Below are 15,482 nucleotides of genomic sequence, written 5' to 3'. Positions count from 1 at the left end.
CCCCGGGAGCCGTGGTAGTGTTGTCCCAGTCGCCCGACTCGGGCTTTCGACGGCCGCCGATGGGTCAGAATATAAAACATTATGTGACATTTATTCGTGAGGTATTCTGTATCATGTCGAACGTTATCAGGTCAGCGGCAGAGAGTAGTTCGAGACTGGTCGAGCGCTACCTCCCCGACGCGTTCCTGTTCGCAATCATCCTCACGGGTGTCGCATACGCGCTCGCGATGGTCTTCGTCGCCCCGGGAGACGGGGTCGGAATGGTCGGCCACGCCCAGAACCTCCTCATCGACGGGTGGTACGGCGGCTTCTGGAACCTGCTCTCGTTCGGGATGCAGATGACGCTCATCTTGATGACCGGCTACGCGCTCGCACAGACGCGACACGTCGATGCACTGTTGACCAGACTGGCTCGGATTCCGAACTCCGAGCGCGGTGCCGCCGCGATGGTTCCCGTCGTGGCCGCGGCGGCGTCGTTCGTCCACTGGGGGCTTGGTCTCGTCGTCGGTGCCCTGTTCGCCCGGAAGATTGCATCCGAAGTCCGCACCATCGACTTCCCAATCGTCGTCGCGGGGGCGTACGCCGGGTTCGTCGTCTGGCACGGCGGCCTCGCGGGGTCGATTCCGCTGCTTTTGAACACCGACGGCAACTTCCTCATCGAAGCCGGTGTTCTCAGTTCCACCTTCGAGACGGGCGGAACGATATTCACCGTGGCGAATCTCGTGCTCGTCGTCACGGTCGGGTTCCTCTTCCTTCCGGCGCTCTTCGCGCTGATGTACCCGAAGTCGGACGCGAAGAAGACGCCAATCGACCCCGAAGAACTGGATGCGGCGGCCGATGGCGGTTCGACCGCGTCGGCGACGCTCGGTGCCGACGCGACGCTCGCGACGCGCATCGAACACTCGACAGTGGTTGCGGTCGGTATCGGTCTGGCTGGTCTCGTCGCGGTCGGCCTCTACTTCGCCGAGGGAGTCGCGAACGGGACGATGCCGTGGAACAACCTCAATCTGAATATCGTCAACTTTGCGTTCCTCTTTCTCGGACTGACGCTCCACGGAACGCCCAAAGCCTACGTCGAGTCCATTATCGAGGCCGTCGAGAACGTCTGGGGCATCATCCTCCAGTTCCCCTTCTACGCAGGTATCATGGGCATCATGGCCTACGCGCCGGGCGAATCAGTGGGTCTAGCGACGCAAATCGCACAGGGGATGGTCGCCGTCTCACCCGAGGGGGCGCTGCCGGTGATTGCGTTCTTCACAGCCGGTCTCGTGAACTTCTTCGTTCCCTCGGGCGGCGGCGAGTGGGCGGTCATCGGCGAGACGCTCGTCACCGCCGCGAAGACGTCAGGAACGTCGATTCCGCGGGTCGCGATGGCCGCCGCGTGGGGCGACGCATGGACCAACATGATTCAGCCCTTCTGGGCGATTCCACTGCTCTCTATTAGTGGGCTGTCGGTCCGCGACATCATGGGCTACTGCGTGATGGTGTTGCTCGGAACCGGCGTGCTGGTCGCTGTCGGAATCAGCGTGCTGCCGATGTAGGTCAGAAAAAGAGTCGAAGAATCGAAGAATCGGATTCGACGCGAACTGAAGTCGAATTCGAAGCGAACTGAAAGCGGGTCGCGCTCAGTTACCCTTCTCGACCGGGGCACCGACGAGGTTGCCCCACTCCGTCCACGAGCCGTCGTAGTTGGTGACGTTGTCGTAGCCGAGCAGTTCGTGGAGCGCGAACCACGCGATAGAGGAGCGCTCACCGATGCGGCAGTAGGCGATGGTGGACTCGTCGCCTTCGATGCCTTCGTCGGCGTAGAGTTCGCGGAGTTCGTCGGCGGACTTGAAGGTGCCGTCGGCGTTGACCGTCGCGGCCCACGAGATGTTACTTGCACCGGGGACGTGGCCGCCGCGCTGGGCGGTCTCCTGCAGTCCCGGGGGTGCGAGAATCTCGCCGGAGAACTCTTCGGGCGAGCGAACGTCGACGAGCGGCAGGCCCTTGTCGACCGCCTTTTCGACGTCGTCGCGGTAGGCACGAATGTCCTCGAACGGACCCTTCGCCGTGTAGTCTTGCTCCGAGAAGGACGGGACTTCGTCCGTGGTCGGGTAGTCGTTGTCGAGCCAGTAGTCGCGGCCACCGTTCATGAGACGAACGTCCTCGTGGCCGTAGTACTTGAACTGCCAATAGGTGTAGGCGGCGAACCAGTTGGAGTTGTCGCCGTAGAGAACGACCGTGGAGTCTTCGGCGATACCGTGCGAGCCGAGAAGGTCGCCGAAGTCCTCCTTCGTCAGCACGTCACGCGTCGTCTGGTCCTGCAGTTGGGACTCCCAGTTGAAGCCGATGGCACCGGGGGCGTGACTCTCGTCGTACGCCTCGGTGTCCACGTCGACTTCGACGAGTCGGTACGCCGGGTCGTCGCTCTGGAAGTCGTCGAGGTGGTCTTCCACCCAGTCCGCAGAGACGAGTACGTCCTTCGCGTAATCGGAGTTTGACATCGCAGTTCACTGTACGACAGCCTTCCCCATAACTTTCACAGCGACGGCACGTACGGCCTCACCCCCGGTGATGGGGAAAATATTGCCGTCATGAGGCGGCCGTACCGACCGTTTTCAGCGCCGATTCCGACTGATACAGCTGGTTTTCGGGGGTAAATCGACACCGTCGGCAACATCATCCGGTATTCCGGACACGGGGCGAGGGGTGCGAAGAGGCACGCACCTAAATCCACGGCCCCAATAGGGGTCAGTATGACAGACGTAGTCTCTGCGGCGTGGCTCGCCGACCGACTGGGCGACGTTCGCCTCGTGGACGTGCGAGACGCGTGGGAGTTCGACGGTATCGGCCACCTGCCCGGTGCGGCGTCGATTCCGTTCGACGAATTCCGGAGCGCTGACGGCGACGTGGGGATGCTCCCGGGACGCGACGTGTGGGAGGAACTGCTCTCTGCGGCGGGCGTCTCGCCCGACGACGACGTCGTCGCCTACGACGACATGCACGGCGTCTTCGCGGCCCGGTTTCTCGTGACCGCACTTCTCTACGGTCACGACCCGGAGAACCTGCACCTGCTCGACGGTGACTTCAGTGCGTGGAACCAGCAGTACGAGACGACGAGCGAGGCGAGTGACCTGCCGGAAGCGACCTACGACGTGACCGACCCCGAGGAATCACCACTAGTCGATTTCGAGACGGTCGGGGCCGCACTCGACGACGACGAAGTCGTCATCGTGGACACGCGCGACCCCGACGAGTTCGACGAAGGACACCTCCCCGGTGCGGTCAACCTCGACTGGCGCGAACTCGTCGACGACGAGACGCGGGGGCTGAAGTCGCGCGAGGAACTCGACGCCATCCTCGAAGCCGCCGGTCTCACGCCCGACCGGCGAATCGTCCTCTACTGCAACACGGCACGGCGAATCAGCCACACCTACGTCGTCCTCTCGCACCTCGGCTACGAACACGTCGAATTCTACGAGGGAAGCCTCACCGAGTGGGAGGCGCGCGACGGCCGAATCGTCGAAGAGTAGCCCGCTGCATCGCGTTCGGTTGCGTGGTCGCGTTCGTTTTGCGCGTCAGTTTCCGACCTCGGTGGAGTCCGTCGCCGAGTCTCTGGACGACTCGGCAGAGGCTGAGAACTCAGAGAGCGTCGGCGTCGACGTCGTCGGGGGAGTCTCGTCTTCGACGTTCAGTTCGTCGCCGAGCAGGGCTACCGACTCGACGAGCAGGGCGACGACGAGCGGCCCCGCGATGATGCCGATTGGGCCGAGGCTCAGCAATCCACCGACGAACCCGACGAAATAGAGACTTCCGGGGAGGTCGGCCGTCTCCTTTGCGAGTCGGGGGCGAATGAGAATGTCGGGGAGCCACGCGATGGCGAACCCGCCGACGAAGACGATGAGAACCGCAGCGACGATTTCTCCGACCGCGAGGTGGTAGATAGCCATCCCGGCGAGCAGGAAACTGGGACCGACGATGGGGATAAACTGGAGGACTGCCGCGACAGTCGAGAGCGTGATGACGTAGGTGTAGCCGAGCGCCCAGAAGACCGCGAGCGCGATGAAAAACGTCCCGAACGCAGTCGCGGCCTGTAAAACGTAGATTGCAAAGAGCGTCTCGCGACAGCGAGCGTTGAGAGCGTGGGCCGCAAAGCGGTACTCCTCGGGGACGAGCGCGAGCAACGTTTTCCCGACGGAGTCGCCGCTGAGGAGCAACGCGAACACTAGAAATCCGGCGAGCGTGAGTTTGATGAGTAAGACGGGTGCGGCCGTCGCAACCGCCTGTCCGACCGACCGCAGTACCGAGAAGACGACCGTTCGAATCTCCTCGACCGTCTCCACGAACGTCACGCCGAAAAGCTCGAACGAGATGGTGTCGGGAACGAGAGAGGCGAGTTCGAGAAGCACGTCCAACCGGAGCAAGAAGATGAGGACGAGCGGCGAGAGTACGGCGACGACGCCGATTCCGGCGGCGACCGTCGAGACGACGCTCGACACCCACCGAGTCGTTCCCAGTGTTTCGAGACGGCGACGCAGCGGGACGAGAAGATAAGCGACAGTGATAGCGAAAAACACCGTCGCGAGTACGTCTACGAGGATGACTGCCGCCGCAATCGCGGTCACTGCGAGCACACCGCCGAGGACGTATGGACGGGAATTAGTCACACGTGTGACTACTCTCGCAACCGGCTAAACCGTATCGTCGCGCGCGACAGACGTGACAATTTGTGTTAATATTCAATGAGGCCGACATCACGGGCGTTAAATATCACAGAGTGCAACAACCAAGTAATGAGACGACGCACCTTTATCAAATCTGCCGGTGCAGCAGGTGTATCGGCACTTCTCGCTGGATGTACTGGAGGTAGTGGAACCGAACAGACGACCACCGAATCGGGTGGCTCGACGCAGACGGAGACGACGAGTTCGACTGGAACGACCGTCGGCGGCGAAGACCAGACGCTCGTCGTCGGGACCTACGGGTCGTTCGTCGACGCGCCCAGTACGAGTCCCGGTCCGTGGCTGAAAGACCAGTTCGAATCCGAGTTCGACGCGACGCTGGAGTGGCAGACTCCGGACGCGGGCGTGAACCACTACATCGAGCGTTCCCTCCGTGGCGTGGAGTCGGGTGCCGACCTCTACGTCGGTCTCGACGCGCAGATGCTCGTCCGCGTGGACGAGAAACTCGACGACGCGCTGTTCGCCCCCGCCGAGGGACTCTCCCGACTCGGCGACGTGAACGAACAACTCGAATTCGACCCCGACGGCCGCGCGGTTCCCTACGACACGGGGTACATCTCGCTCGTCTACGACGAGACGCAGAGCGAAGACGGGACGTTCACCGCACCCAAGACGTTCGACGGTCTCCTCGACCCCGAGTACGAAGGCGCGCTCCTCGCGCAGAACCCCACGTCGTCGGCGACGGGGCTGGCGTTCTTGCTCCACACCATCGACGCGAAGGGCGAAGACGGCTACCTCGACTACTGGGCCAAGTTGAAGGAGAACAACGTGCGCGTCCTCGGCAACTGGTCTGACTCCTACACCGCCTACTCGAACGGCGAGGCACCGATGGTCGTGTCGTACTCGACCGACCAGGTGTACGCCAACGAGTCGGACGCGAACATGGCCAAACACCAGATTCGCTTCCTGAACGACCAGGGCTTCGCCAACCCCGAGGGCATGGCACCCTTCGCCGACGCCGCCAACCCGGACCTCGCCTCGGAGTTCATGGACTTCATGCTGCGCCCCGAAGTGCAGGCCGAAGTCGCGGTCCGCAACGTCGCGTTCCCGGCGACCACGACAGCCGAACTCCCCGAAGAGTTCGCCAAGTACGCCCACGAACCGCCGGAGGCCGTCACGTTCTCCTACGACCGCCTCCAGGGCAACTTGAGTGGCTGGACCGACGCGTGGGCCCGCGAGTTCGCCAGTAAGTAAGGTGGTCCGCACGGCCAGTCGCCGTGTCGCCCGCCTCCTCGAACAGCGACTGCTCTCTGTCGTCGCCGCGGTGACTGCCGTCATCCTCGTCGTCCTGTTTTACTACCCCGTTGCGACCGTCTTCGCCGACGCCGTCCTCGCCGATGGGAGACTGACGCTCGAACCAATCACAGCGATTCTGACGAGCGAGTTCTACCTCGTCGATATCATCTGGTTCACGGCGAAACAGGCGTTCTACTCGACACTCGCCAGCCTCGCCCTCGGTCTCCCAGCAGCGTGGTTGTTCGCTCGCTTCGAGTTCCACGGCCGCGAGACGCTGCGCTCGCTCACCATCCTCCCGTTCGTCATGCCCTCCATCATGGTCGCGGTCGGGTTCGTGGCGACGTTCGGGCGGAACGGGACGCTGAACCGGGCGCTCTCGCTGTTCGGTCTTCCGACGGTCGAACTGCTGTTCACGCTGGAGGCCATCATCATCGCGCACGCCTTCTACAACGCCCCACTCGTCGCCCGCATCGTGACCGCCGCGTGGGAGAGCGTAGACGCCCGCGCGGTCGAGACAGCGCGCTCGCTCGGAGCGAACCCCTTCCGCGCCTTCCGCGACGTCGTACTCCCGCAACTCCTCCCGTCTATCGGCGTCGGGGCGACGCTGACGTTCATCTTCACCTTCGCGTCGTTCCCAATCGTCCTCGCGCTCGGCGGGTTCCAACTCGCCACTATCGAGGTGTTCGTCTTCGCGAAAGTCCGCGACCTCGCGTACGCCGAGGCAGCGAGCCTCGCGGTCATCGAGACGGTTATCTCGCTCACGCTGACGGCAGTCTATCTCCGGTACGAGGCAACCCAGCGCGCCGCCGGGGGGACCGCGAACCCACTTCCACGTCGGTCGGTCGTTCCCGACACGTGGACGACGAAGTCCGCGCTCCAAACCGTCGGTATCGCGGGCTACAGCGTGGTCGTCGTCCTCGTCTTCGTCGTTCCCATCGCCAGCATGCTGCTCGCCAGCGTGACCGGCGGCGACGGCAGTCTCACCCTCACGCACTACGCCTTCCTCGCCGAGCGACAGGTGACCGGCGCGAGTTTCCAAGTCAAGCCGCTTCCGGCTATCTGGAACTCCCTCGTCTTCGCCGTCGGGACGCTCCTCGTGGCGGTTCCGATGGGAGTGACGATGGCCGTCTTGACGACCCGGCAATACCGCGGTCGGACTCTCATCGACGCCCTCGCGATGGCCCCATTCGCCGTTTCGGGCATCGTCGTCGGCCTCGGCCTGTTGCGGGGACTCGTCTTCGGCGTCGACGTGTTCGGCACGCGAATCCGCGTGACGGGCGCGCTGGCCATCGTCGCGGCTCACGCCGTCGGCGCGTACCCGTTCGTCACCCGGAACGTCGCACCGCTGTTTTCGCGCCTCGACGGGCGACTCGTGGAGTCGGCGCGGAGCCTCGGCGCGACGCGAACCCGCGCCCTCCTCGACATCGAACTCCCGCTGGTCTGGACCGGCGTCGTCGCGGGTGCGGCCTTCGCCGTCGCCATCAGCATCGGCGAGTTCGACTCGACCATCATCCTCGCGGAGGGGTCGGGAAGTTTCACCATGCCCGTCGCAGTCGAGCGATTACTGGGGCGCAGGCTCGGTCCCGCGACGGCGATGGGGTGTGTGCTGCTCGTCGTCACGTCGCTGAGCTTCCTCGTCGTGGACCGCTTCGGCGGGCGATGGGGTGAACTGTGACCCTCACGCCGAGTTGGGGTGAATTATGACCGCCCGCAAGAGAATCCACACCGTGAACTCGGAGGCCGACTCGTGAAACTCGAACTCGACGGCGTATCCAAACGCTACGGCACCGCGACCGCACTCGAAGACGTGTCGCTGTCGGTCAAAGACGGCGAGTTCTTCACGCTCGTCGGTCCCTCGGGATGCGGCAAGACGACGACGCTCCGCTGTATCGCTGGCTTCGAATCACCGACAGAAGGTGCGGTTCGTTTTGACGGTGACTCGATGGTCGGCGTCCCACCCGAAGAGCGAGGCGTCGGCGTGGTGTTCCAGAACTACGCGCTGTTTCCGCACATGAGCGTCGGCGAGAACGTCGCCTACGGCCTGCGGTTCGTGGACCCGCCGGGTGGCGTCTCGAAAGACGCGCGCGTCTCGGAACTCCTCGACCTCGTGGACCTCTCGGGATTCGAAGACCGCGACCCGGACTCCCTATCGGGTGGGCAACAACAGCGCGTCGCGCTCGCCCGCGCGCTCGCTCCCGGCCCGGACCTGCTGCTTCTCGACGAACCGATGTCGGCGCTCGACGCCCGCCTACGAGAGCGACTCCGGCGGCAGGTAAAGCGCATCCAGTCGGAACTCGGTGTGACGACGGTCTACGTCACCCACGACCAGTCCGAAGCTCTCGCCGTCTCGGACCGCGTGGCCGTCCTCAACCGCGGCCGCGTCGAGCAGGTCGGCGTCCCCCGCGACGTGTACCGCCGACCCCGAACGCGGTTCGTCGCGGAGTTCGTCGGCGAGAACAACGTCTTCGACGGCGTCGTCAAACGCGGGTTGACCGACCGACAGGCTTCGCTCGTCGAGGTCGAATCTCGACCGGAAACGGAGGGGGTCGGCGCTGCAGTCGAAAGAGCGGAAGCGTCGGAAGCGACGGGAGCTGTGGAGGCGGCTGAGGCTGCGGAGACGGCTGAGGCTGCGGAAGCCGCGGAGACGGCGGAAGCGACTGAAACTCCAAGAACCGAGACCGATAGCCACCAGTTCGTACTCGGCGGCATCGACGCCGACGCCGGTGACTCGCTCACGTTCTGCGTCAGGCCCGAACATCTCCACGTCGACGCCGAAGCGAATCAGATTCGCGGGACCGTCGTCGACTCGGAGTTTCAGGGTTCGACCACGCGCGTCAGACTCGACTGGCGCGGCCGCGAGCTAACCGTTTCCGTGCCGGACAGCGAAGACGAGTCGTTCGAACTCGGCGACGACGTCGTCGTCGGATTCGACCCCGAGGCCACGCACGTCGTGGAGTGAGTCCGAGGAGGTGGCGGTCGTAGTCGTTCAGGGCGCGACGCCGACAGTCAGCAGTGTGCCGAAGGTTCGGTAGCGCTCGACCATATCCTCGCGCGTCTCCCAACTGTCGGTCGGGAACTCTGACGCCGGCGGGATTTCGATGTCCATGTCGGCGATAGAGTCCTGTTCGGCGACGTGGAGACCGGCGTCGCGGAAGGCCTCGCGGTACTTCTCGTGCGTCCAGCGCGTCATCTCGATGGAGATGTTGTCCTGCCACTCGTGTGAGTGGACGTTCTCTTCGTAGTAGTTGACCGCGCAGTAGAACGTGCCACCGGGTTTGAGGATGCGCGCGACCTCTTCGAGGGTGTGTTCGGGGTCCGGGGCGTAGTAGAACGCCTCCATCGACCAGACGTGGTCCACACTGTCGTCGTCGAACGGCAGGTCGTCGAAGTCGCCGACGACGAACTCGATGTCGTCGGTGTCGGTGTACTCGCGGGCGTTCGAAATCATCTCGGGCGAGCCATCGAGACCGTACCCCTGACCGATACCCTTCGTGTCGTGCAGTGCGCGGAGGGCGTAGCCGCTTCCCGTTCCGAGGTCGACGACGGTGTCGCCTGCTTCGACCGGCATCCGGGCGAGGGCGTGTTTCGCCGTGTGCCAGTGTCGGTCCTCCATTCCCTTGTCGCGGCCGTCGGCCGCCCACGCGTCGAATTCGTCGCGTACGCTCATACAGGCCACTCGCAGTCGGGGGACAAAATCAGTTCGGAGCGCCGCGCCGTCTTCGAAACCGAGACAGCCACCCTGGCGCGCGATTTAATTACCGCCGTCCCCACCGCGTTGTATGGTCGGAGTGCGCCGCCGGTTCGCCTTCGCAGACACTGCACAGCAGATTGTCGGCGGATTCCTCCTCGCCGGACCGTTCGTGGTGACAGAAGAAGTGTGGGTGCTCGCGCGCAGCATGTCGGTGTTCCAGGGCGTGCTCACCTTCATTATCGTTCTCGCGGTCGGATACGGCGCACTCTACAAAGCCGACGACCGCAACCCCGACAGAGAACGCGACGTCGCCGGGATTCCGGTCCGGTTCATCTCGCTCGTCAGCGTCTCGTATCTCTCGGTGTTCATCCTCGCGCTCGCGTTCGACGCGCCGGGGACGTTCCTCTCGGACGTGACGGGGACGGTGGTGTTCGAGTGGGGCGGGATGCGACTCGACCTCGCGGTCCTCGCCGTGACGCTCAAAGCGACGAGTGTCGGAGCAGTCTTCAGCGTCATCGGTGCGGCAACTGCCGACTCGCTGTACTAACGCGGCCGCTTCGGGTGGTTCGTCCCCCACGAACGCGCGGCTGTGTCGAGGTGAGAGGCAGTGCCATAGCATGAAGCGTTAAGTCAGCGCGGTATCTGCATGACGTATGGATTACGAGCTCGCCATCGAAGACACACCGGAGACGGTACCGGGCGGGACAGGAATCTTGCTCCTCCATCCGAGTATCGGTGAGACCGACCGAATCGACACCGACTTCTTCAAAACCGACACCGACCACTTCCTCGTCATCTCGACGCGAACCACCGCGCGCGAGGTCGAACAGAAGATAGAACACTACGAAGTGGACGAATCGCGCGCGACCATCCTCGATACGCTCTCTATCGAGCGCGGCTACTCGCGGCGCAGCGCCGACAACATCTACTACGTCGCGGCACCCGACGACCTCGACGCCATCGTCGAGAAGACGCGACAGTTCCTCGAAAGCCACGATGGAAAACTCAGGTTCAGCGTCGACTCGGTGACGGAGATGGCGTACTACGCCGACGAAGACCGCGCCTACGAGGCGACGAAAGCGCTCCTCGAACTCCTCGACGAGTACGACGCGGTCGGACTGTTCCACCTCTCGAAGGAGGTCCACGACCAAGAGACGCTCGACAGATTCCGCGGGCTCTTCGACGGTGTCGTCGACCTCGCAGAAGACGGCAGCGTCACGACCGATTTCTAACGCACTCGCGTCCCGGCAGGCGACGATACGGGCGGCTTACACCCGCTCGTCTGTCGCGTCGCGGGCGTCTCGCGCTTCCGTAAGGCGGTCGAACGTCTTCTCTGCCCAGCGGACCGCATAGGTCGGCCCGTATTCGAGATACGCCGACGTATCCAGCGCCGCGAACGGTGCCGGAAGGTCGCGTCCGTGTTTGATAGCCGAACACGCGAACTCGGTCGCCTCCGCGAACGATGTCCGTCCGGTAGCGACCAACCGCGGGAGGTCGGCCAGTCGGTCGTCCAATCGCTCGCCCGAATCGACCCACGCGTCGTACAGTCGGTCGTGTTCTCCCTCCCACGACTCGAACACGTCGCGGGTCTGGAGGCCGACCCATCCCTCGTAGAGCGCGGCCGCGATTTGGTAGACGTCGGTTCCGTCGAGTGGCGTCGCCTCGGCGAGCGCGCAGTACTCCTCGCCGAAGAACGGGAGGAAGTGTTCCGGAACATCGTCGAGACCACTCTGGACCAGCGCCTCGGCGATAAGGAAGTCGAGAAAGTCGTCGGGTGTTCCTTTCGCCCGGTACTTTACCAGTACGACCGACGGGTCGGTCTGGCGCGTCCACGTCACGGTTCCGTCACCGGGCATTCCGATGGTGAAATCCGAGGAGGCGTACAGCCGAAGCGCCTCTGGGGCGTCCGCTGGTAGCCACTCGTCGGGATATGTCGCCGGCGAGAGCGAGTCGACCACGAGGCCGAGGTTCTCCGCGGCGGCCGGCGGAACGGTGTCGAAGTCGCCGGCTACGTCGAACACGAGCGCGTTCGGAGCGTGTTCTTCGCGGACCGCTTCGAGGTCTGCCGGCAGCGTTCGAGGGTCGAACATCTACTCAGGCGAGGCTCATTCCGACGAACACGAACGCCAGAACAGCCGACACGCCGATGGTACCGAGAACGATTTTCGTCGCTTGGCTCATGGTGTCACGGTTACCGTCGCTGTGCTTAAATCCTTCAATCCGAGGTCGGCGAATCTCCAGTTGAAACGAAGGGGGTCGAGAGCGGGAACCACGGTTCAGTGTCACAGGCGAAGGTCGAAGGGAAAACAAAAAAATCGCCGTACAGAGGCGCTGGCCGCTCAGACCAACTGCTCGCCGTCGTCGTCGTAGACGCGGATGGCGTCGACCGGACAGACGCGAGCGGAGAACTTCGCGTCGAACTCCGCATCTTCGGGGACGTCGAGGACGAACACGCCTTCTTCGACTTCTTCGGCCCCGTCGAGGTCAGCTTTGCCGTCGTCGAGGTTCTTCTCGAACGCGTCCCACTCGTCGACACACTGGAACATCCCGATACAGGTCTCGCGGTCGTACTCGACTTTCATACCCGAACGTATCGTCGGCCTGTACATAGCCCTGACGACGAGGGGTACAGTTGGGCGTCGTTGTCGACGTTCGGTCGGGAATCACGACTGCTGGGGGCGTCCCCCGACGCGACCCGATGGCTTAAACCACAGGACGGCCCAACTCACCGCAAATGCGAACAGCGGACCTGACAGGCCTGCCCGAGGGAGTTCCCGAGGCCCTCCACGACGAGGGTATCGAGGAGTTGTACCCGCCGCAGGCCGAGGCCGTCGAGGCTGGCCTGACCGACGGTGAAAGCCTCGTCGCGGCCGTTCCGACCGCGAGTGGGAAGACGCTCGTCGCCGAACTCGCCATGCTGTCGAGCGTCGCACGGGGCGGGAAGGCGCTCTATATCGTCCCGCTCAGGGCGCTCGCCTCCGAGAAGAAAGCCGAGTTCGAGCGCTGGGAAGAGTACGGCATCGACGTGGGTGTCTCGACCGGAAACTACGAATCCAGCGGCGAGTGGCTGTCTTCGCGCGACATCATCGTCGCCACCTCCGAGAAAGTGGACTCGCTCGTCCGAAACAACGCGGCGTGGATGGACCAACTGTCCTGCGTCGTCGCCGACGAAGTCCACCTCGTCAACGACCGCCACCGCGGGCCGACGCTCGAAGTCACGCTGGCGAAACTCCGCCAATTGAACCCGAGCCTCCAAGTTGTCGCCCTCTCGGCAACTGTCGGCAACGCGGGCGAAGTCGCCGACTGGCTGGACGCCTCGCTCGTCCACTCGGACTGGCGACCTATCGACCTCAAGATGGGCGTCCACTACGGGAACGCGATTACGTTCGACGACGGGAGCCAACGCGAGGTGCCCGTCGGGAAAGGCGACAGACAGACACCTGCGCTCGTCGCCGACGCGCTGGAAGGCGACGGCGACGACGACCAAGGCTCGTCGCTCGTCTTCGTGAACTCCCGGCGCAACGCCGAGTCCGCCGCCCGGCGAATGGCCGGAGTGACAGAGCAGTACATCACCGGCGATGAACGCAGCGAACTCGCGGAACTCGCCGCCGAAATTCGAGACGTTTCGGACACCGAAACCTCTGAAGACCTCGCGAAAGCCGTCGCCAAGGGCGCGGCGTTCCACCACGCTGGCCTCGCCTCCGAGCACCGAACGCTCGTCGAGGACGCCTTCCGCGACCGGCTCATCAAGTGCATCTGTGCGACGCCGACGCTCGCTGCGGGCGTCAACACCCCCAGTCGGCGCGTCGTCGTCCGCGACTGGCAGCGCTACGACGGCGACTACGGCGGGATGAAACCGCTCGACGTGCTCGAAGTCCACCAGATGATGGGTCGCGCCGGGCGGCCCGGACTCGACCCCTACGGCGAGGCGGTGCTGCTCTCGAAGGATGCCGACAGTCGAGACGAACTCTTCGAGCGGTACATCTGGGCCGACGCGGAGGACGTCCACTCGAAACTCGCGGCCGAACCCGCGCTTCGGACGCACCTGCTCGCCACCGTCGCCTCCGGGTTCGCACACACCCGCGAGGGACTCCTCGAATTCCTCGACCAGACACTCTACGCGACGCAGACCGACGACCCCGGCCGACTCGAACAGGTCACAGACCGCGTCCTCGACTACCTCGAAGTGAACGGATTCGTCGAGTTCGAAGACCAGACGATTCGCGCGACGCCAATCGGCCACACCGTCTCACGCCTCTATCTGGACCCGATGAGTGCCGCCGAAATCATCGACGGTCTCCGCTGGGCCGACGACCACCGGACCGAGAAACTCCGCGAACTCGAAGGTGAAACGGCAAGCGCCAGCAGGAGCGCCCAATCTGAACCGGACGCGACGGCCGGGTTCCAGCGCGCGAGCGACATGGTCGCCGATGCGGGTGGAGAAGCAGGTAGTAACTCGACCAGCGACGACACGGACGACTTCGAGAGCGACCGCACGTATCCGACGACGCTCGGTCTCTACCACCTCGTCTGCCGGACGCCCGATATGTACCAGTTGTACCTGAAATCCGGCGACCGCGACACTTACACGGAACTGTGCTACGAGCGCGAACCGGAGTTCCTCGGTCGGGTCCCCTCCGAGTACGAGGACGTTGCCTTCGAAGACTGGCTCTCGGCGCTCAAGACGGCGCGACTCCTCGAAGACTGGTCCGACGAAGTCGACGAAGACCGCATCACCGAACGCTACGGCGTGGGGCCGGGCGACATCCGCGGGAAAGTCGAGACGGCGGAGTGGCTGCTCGGCGCGGCCGAACGACTCGCCAGCGAACTGGACCTCGAATCGGTCTACGCCGTCCGCGAGGCGAAGATGCGCGTCCAGTACGGCGTCAACGAGGAACTGCTCGACCTCGCGGGCGTTCGCGGCGTCGGTCGCAAGCGCGCCCGCCGACTGTACGAAGCGGGCGTCGAATCCCGCGCAGACCTCCGCGAAGCAGACAAATCACGCATCCTCGCCGCGCTCCGCGGTCGCAGAAAGACCGCCGAGAACATCCTCGAAGCCGCGGGGCGCAAGGACCCCTCGATGGACGAGATAGACGAGTCCGACGCGCCGGACGACGCCGTTCCGGACGACACCGGATTCGAGACAGCAAAAGAGCGCTCCGACCAACAAGCCAGCCTGGGTGATTTCGAATGAGATTCCTCGAAGCCAACGCAACCGTCTCCGACCTCGACTCGTGTATCGAAACAGTGGGTGCCGTCGCCGACGAAACCGGGGCGACGATTCAGGCGTTCGACGCCCGGTATGTCGTCGGCCGCGACCACCTCGAACACGCCGCGAAACTCGCCGACCGTGCCATCGAGCGCGGGAACGAAATCGCCCGCGACAGAGCGGTCGAGTTCATCCTCTATGCCAGCGGCCGACGGCAAATCAATCGCGCGTTCGAAATCGGCGTCTCCGAAGGGACGCTCCCCGTGGTGATTCTCGTCGACGGTGGCGACGAGTCGGCGGCCGAGTCGGCACTGTTCGACCGTCTCGACCTCGACCCGGCGGATACGCTCGGCGAATACGACGAGTCGCTCGTCCGCGAGTTCTACGACATCGGCGACACCGAGTTGACGGCCGCGGACGGCGACCTCAGTGCGCTGGTCAGAGAGCGCGTATCGCTCCTTACTGTGGACCGCTAACCGAGGTACAGTATCGAGAAAACTCGCCGCTGTCTGTCGATTTTTCCACCCGAAACGAACCCCTTAGGATTTCGATAGCTACCCCCCTGTTTCAACTGGAGATTGTGGGGCGAGAGGGGTCCCCGAAAGGTGTAATGCTGAGAGAA

The 15,482-nt window shown here is 64.0% G+C and carries 15 protein-coding genes; 9 read left to right on the top strand and 6 right to left on the bottom strand.

The annotated features are described in order from the left end of the window. Positions 1-113: 113 nt before the first annotated feature. Positions 114-1,541 carry a short-chain fatty acid transporter gene (locus tag KU306_RS04800; protein WP_258303040.1) on the top strand — a complete coding sequence of 476 codons (1,428 nt, stop codon included), beginning with the start codon at positions 114-116 and terminating at the stop codon, positions 1,539-1,541. 84 nt (positions 1,542-1,625) lie between these two features. Here the strand turns inward: KU306_RS04800 and KU306_RS04795 are convergent, their stop codons facing one another. Beyond that, positions 1,626-2,486: a sulfurtransferase gene (locus KU306_RS04795; RefSeq protein WP_007543999.1), complete on the bottom strand. Its 861-nt coding sequence runs from the start codon at positions 2,484-2,486 to the stop codon at positions 1,626-1,628. A gap of 252 nt (positions 2,487-2,738) precedes the next feature. On the opposite strand from KU306_RS04795, the gene KU306_RS04790 reads away from it, so the two are divergent. Continuing rightward, positions 2,739-3,515 (top strand): sulfurtransferase, encoded by a 777-nt coding sequence (locus KU306_RS04790; protein WP_258303039.1) that lies wholly within the window; start codon positions 2,739-2,741, stop codon positions 3,513-3,515. Positions 3,516-3,560: 45 nt separating this feature from the next. On the opposite strand, the gene KU306_RS04785 is transcribed toward KU306_RS04790, so the two are convergent. Next, complete coding sequence (locus KU306_RS04785) at positions 3,561-4,649, bottom strand: AI-2E family transporter (protein ID WP_258303038.1); 1,089 nt, start codon at positions 4,647-4,649, stop codon at positions 3,561-3,563. Positions 4,650-4,775: 126 nt separating this feature from the next. Between KU306_RS04785 and KU306_RS04780 the strand changes: the two genes are divergently transcribed. From KU306_RS04780 to KU306_RS04770, 3 genes are all read left to right on the top strand, one after another. Further along, positions 4,776-5,918, top strand: a complete 1,143-nt coding sequence (locus tag KU306_RS04780) for a thiamine ABC transporter substrate-binding protein (RefSeq protein ID WP_258303037.1) — start codon at positions 4,776-4,778, stop codon at positions 5,916-5,918. Position 5,919: 1 nt separating this feature from the next. Next, the gene (locus tag KU306_RS04775) at positions 5,920-7,635 is read left to right on the top strand and encodes an ABC transporter permease (protein WP_258303036.1); all 1,716 of its coding nucleotides are present in this window, start codon (positions 5,920-5,922) and stop codon (positions 7,633-7,635) included. 72 nt (positions 7,636-7,707) lie between these two features. Then, entirely contained in the window at positions 7,708-8,919 is a 1,212-nt protein-coding gene (locus KU306_RS04770) for an ABC transporter ATP-binding protein (protein WP_007543989.1), read from the top strand. Between the two features lie 27 nt (positions 8,920-8,946). Here KU306_RS04770 and KU306_RS04765 read toward each other — a convergent pair whose 3' ends face one another. Next, positions 8,947-9,627, bottom strand: coding sequence for a class I SAM-dependent methyltransferase (locus tag KU306_RS04765; RefSeq protein WP_258303035.1), 681 nt, complete (start codon positions 9,625-9,627; stop codon positions 8,947-8,949). A gap of 112 nt (positions 9,628-9,739) precedes the next feature. Between KU306_RS04765 and KU306_RS04760 the strand changes: the two genes are divergently transcribed. Both KU306_RS04760 and KU306_RS04755 read left to right on the top strand, forming a co-directional pair. Continuing rightward, positions 9,740-10,198, top strand: coding sequence for a DUF2391 family protein (locus tag KU306_RS04760; protein WP_007543984.1), 459 nt, complete (start codon positions 9,740-9,742; stop codon positions 10,196-10,198). A 106-nt stretch (positions 10,199-10,304) separates the two neighbouring features. Beyond that, entirely contained in the window at positions 10,305-10,883 is a 579-nt protein-coding gene (locus KU306_RS04755) for a DUF7090 family protein (RefSeq protein WP_007543982.1), read from the top strand. A gap of 36 nt (positions 10,884-10,919) precedes the next feature. Here the strand turns inward: KU306_RS04755 and KU306_RS04750 are convergent, their stop codons facing one another. The 3 genes from KU306_RS04750 to KU306_RS04745 form a co-directional block, all read right to left on the bottom strand. Next, positions 10,920-11,741 carry a DUF7089 family protein gene (locus tag KU306_RS04750; RefSeq protein WP_258303034.1) on the bottom strand — a complete coding sequence of 274 codons (822 nt, stop codon included), beginning with the start codon at positions 11,739-11,741 and terminating at the stop codon, positions 10,920-10,922. Positions 11,742-11,745: 4 nt separating this feature from the next. Next, on the bottom strand, positions 11,746-11,832 hold the full coding sequence (locus KU306_RS19035; protein ID WP_425499539.1) for a hypothetical protein: 87 nt from the start codon (positions 11,830-11,832) through the stop codon (positions 11,746-11,748). 158 nt (positions 11,833-11,990) lie between these two features. Then, the gene (locus tag KU306_RS04745; protein WP_007543978.1) at positions 11,991-12,233 is read right to left on the bottom strand and encodes a ferredoxin; all 243 of its coding nucleotides are present in this window, start codon (positions 12,231-12,233) and stop codon (positions 11,991-11,993) included. A 152-nt stretch (positions 12,234-12,385) separates the two neighbouring features. Between KU306_RS04745 and KU306_RS04740 the strand changes: the two genes are divergently transcribed. Beyond that, positions 12,386-14,845: an ATP-dependent DNA helicase gene (locus tag KU306_RS04740; protein WP_258303033.1), complete on the top strand. Its 2,460-nt coding sequence runs from the start codon at positions 12,386-12,388 to the stop codon at positions 14,843-14,845. Further along, complete coding sequence (cgi121, locus tag KU306_RS04735; RefSeq protein WP_258303032.1) at positions 14,842-15,336, top strand: KEOPS complex subunit Cgi121; 495 nt, start codon at positions 14,842-14,844, stop codon at positions 15,334-15,336. The genes KU306_RS04740 and cgi121 overlap by 4 nt, the downstream gene beginning before the upstream one ends. Positions 15,337-15,482: the final 146 nt, after the last annotated feature.

The sequence above is a fragment of the Haloferax larsenii genome (genome assembly GCF_024730625.1).
Lineage (GTDB): Archaea > Halobacteriota > Halobacteria > Halobacteriales > Haloferacaceae > Haloferax > Haloferax larsenii.
This window is presented reverse-complemented; position numbering and strand designations above follow the sequence as displayed.

Excerpts from the sequence above, each read along its gene's own strand:
- KU306_RS04800 (WP_258303040.1), top strand. The coding sequence starts at position 114 with ATGTCGAACGTTATCAGGTCAGCGGCAGAGAGTAGTTCGAGACTGGTC.
- KU306_RS04795 (WP_007543999.1), bottom strand. The coding sequence starts at position 2,486 with ATGTCAAACTCCGATTACGCGAAGGACGTACTCGTCTCTGCGGACTGG.
- KU306_RS04790 (WP_258303039.1), top strand. The coding sequence starts at position 2,739 with ATGACAGACGTAGTCTCTGCGGCGTGGCTCGCCGACCGACTGGGCGAC.
- KU306_RS04780 (WP_258303037.1), top strand. The coding sequence starts at position 4,776 with ATGAGACGACGCACCTTTATCAAATCTGCCGGTGCAGCAGGTGTATCG.
- KU306_RS04765 (WP_258303035.1), bottom strand. The coding sequence starts at position 9,627 with ATGAGCGTACGCGACGAATTCGACGCGTGGGCGGCCGACGGCCGCGAC.
- KU306_RS04760 (WP_007543984.1), top strand. The coding sequence starts at position 9,740 with ATGGTCGGAGTGCGCCGCCGGTTCGCCTTCGCAGACACTGCACAGCAG.
- KU306_RS04755 (WP_007543982.1), top strand. The coding sequence starts at position 10,305 with ATGGATTACGAGCTCGCCATCGAAGACACACCGGAGACGGTACCGGGC.
- KU306_RS04750 (WP_258303034.1), bottom strand. The coding sequence starts at position 11,741 with ATGTTCGACCCTCGAACGCTGCCGGCAGACCTCGAAGCGGTCCGCGAA.
- KU306_RS19035 (WP_425499539.1), bottom strand. The coding sequence starts at position 11,832 with ATGAGCCAAGCGACGAAAATCGTTCTCGGTACCATCGGCGTGTCGGCT.
- KU306_RS04745 (WP_007543978.1), bottom strand. The coding sequence starts at position 12,233 with ATGAAAGTCGAGTACGACCGCGAGACCTGTATCGGGATGTTCCAGTGT.
- KU306_RS04740 (WP_258303033.1), top strand. The coding sequence starts at position 12,386 with ATGCGAACAGCGGACCTGACAGGCCTGCCCGAGGGAGTTCCCGAGGCC.
- cgi121 (WP_258303032.1), top strand. The coding sequence starts at position 14,842 with ATGAGATTCCTCGAAGCCAACGCAACCGTCTCCGACCTCGACTCGTGT.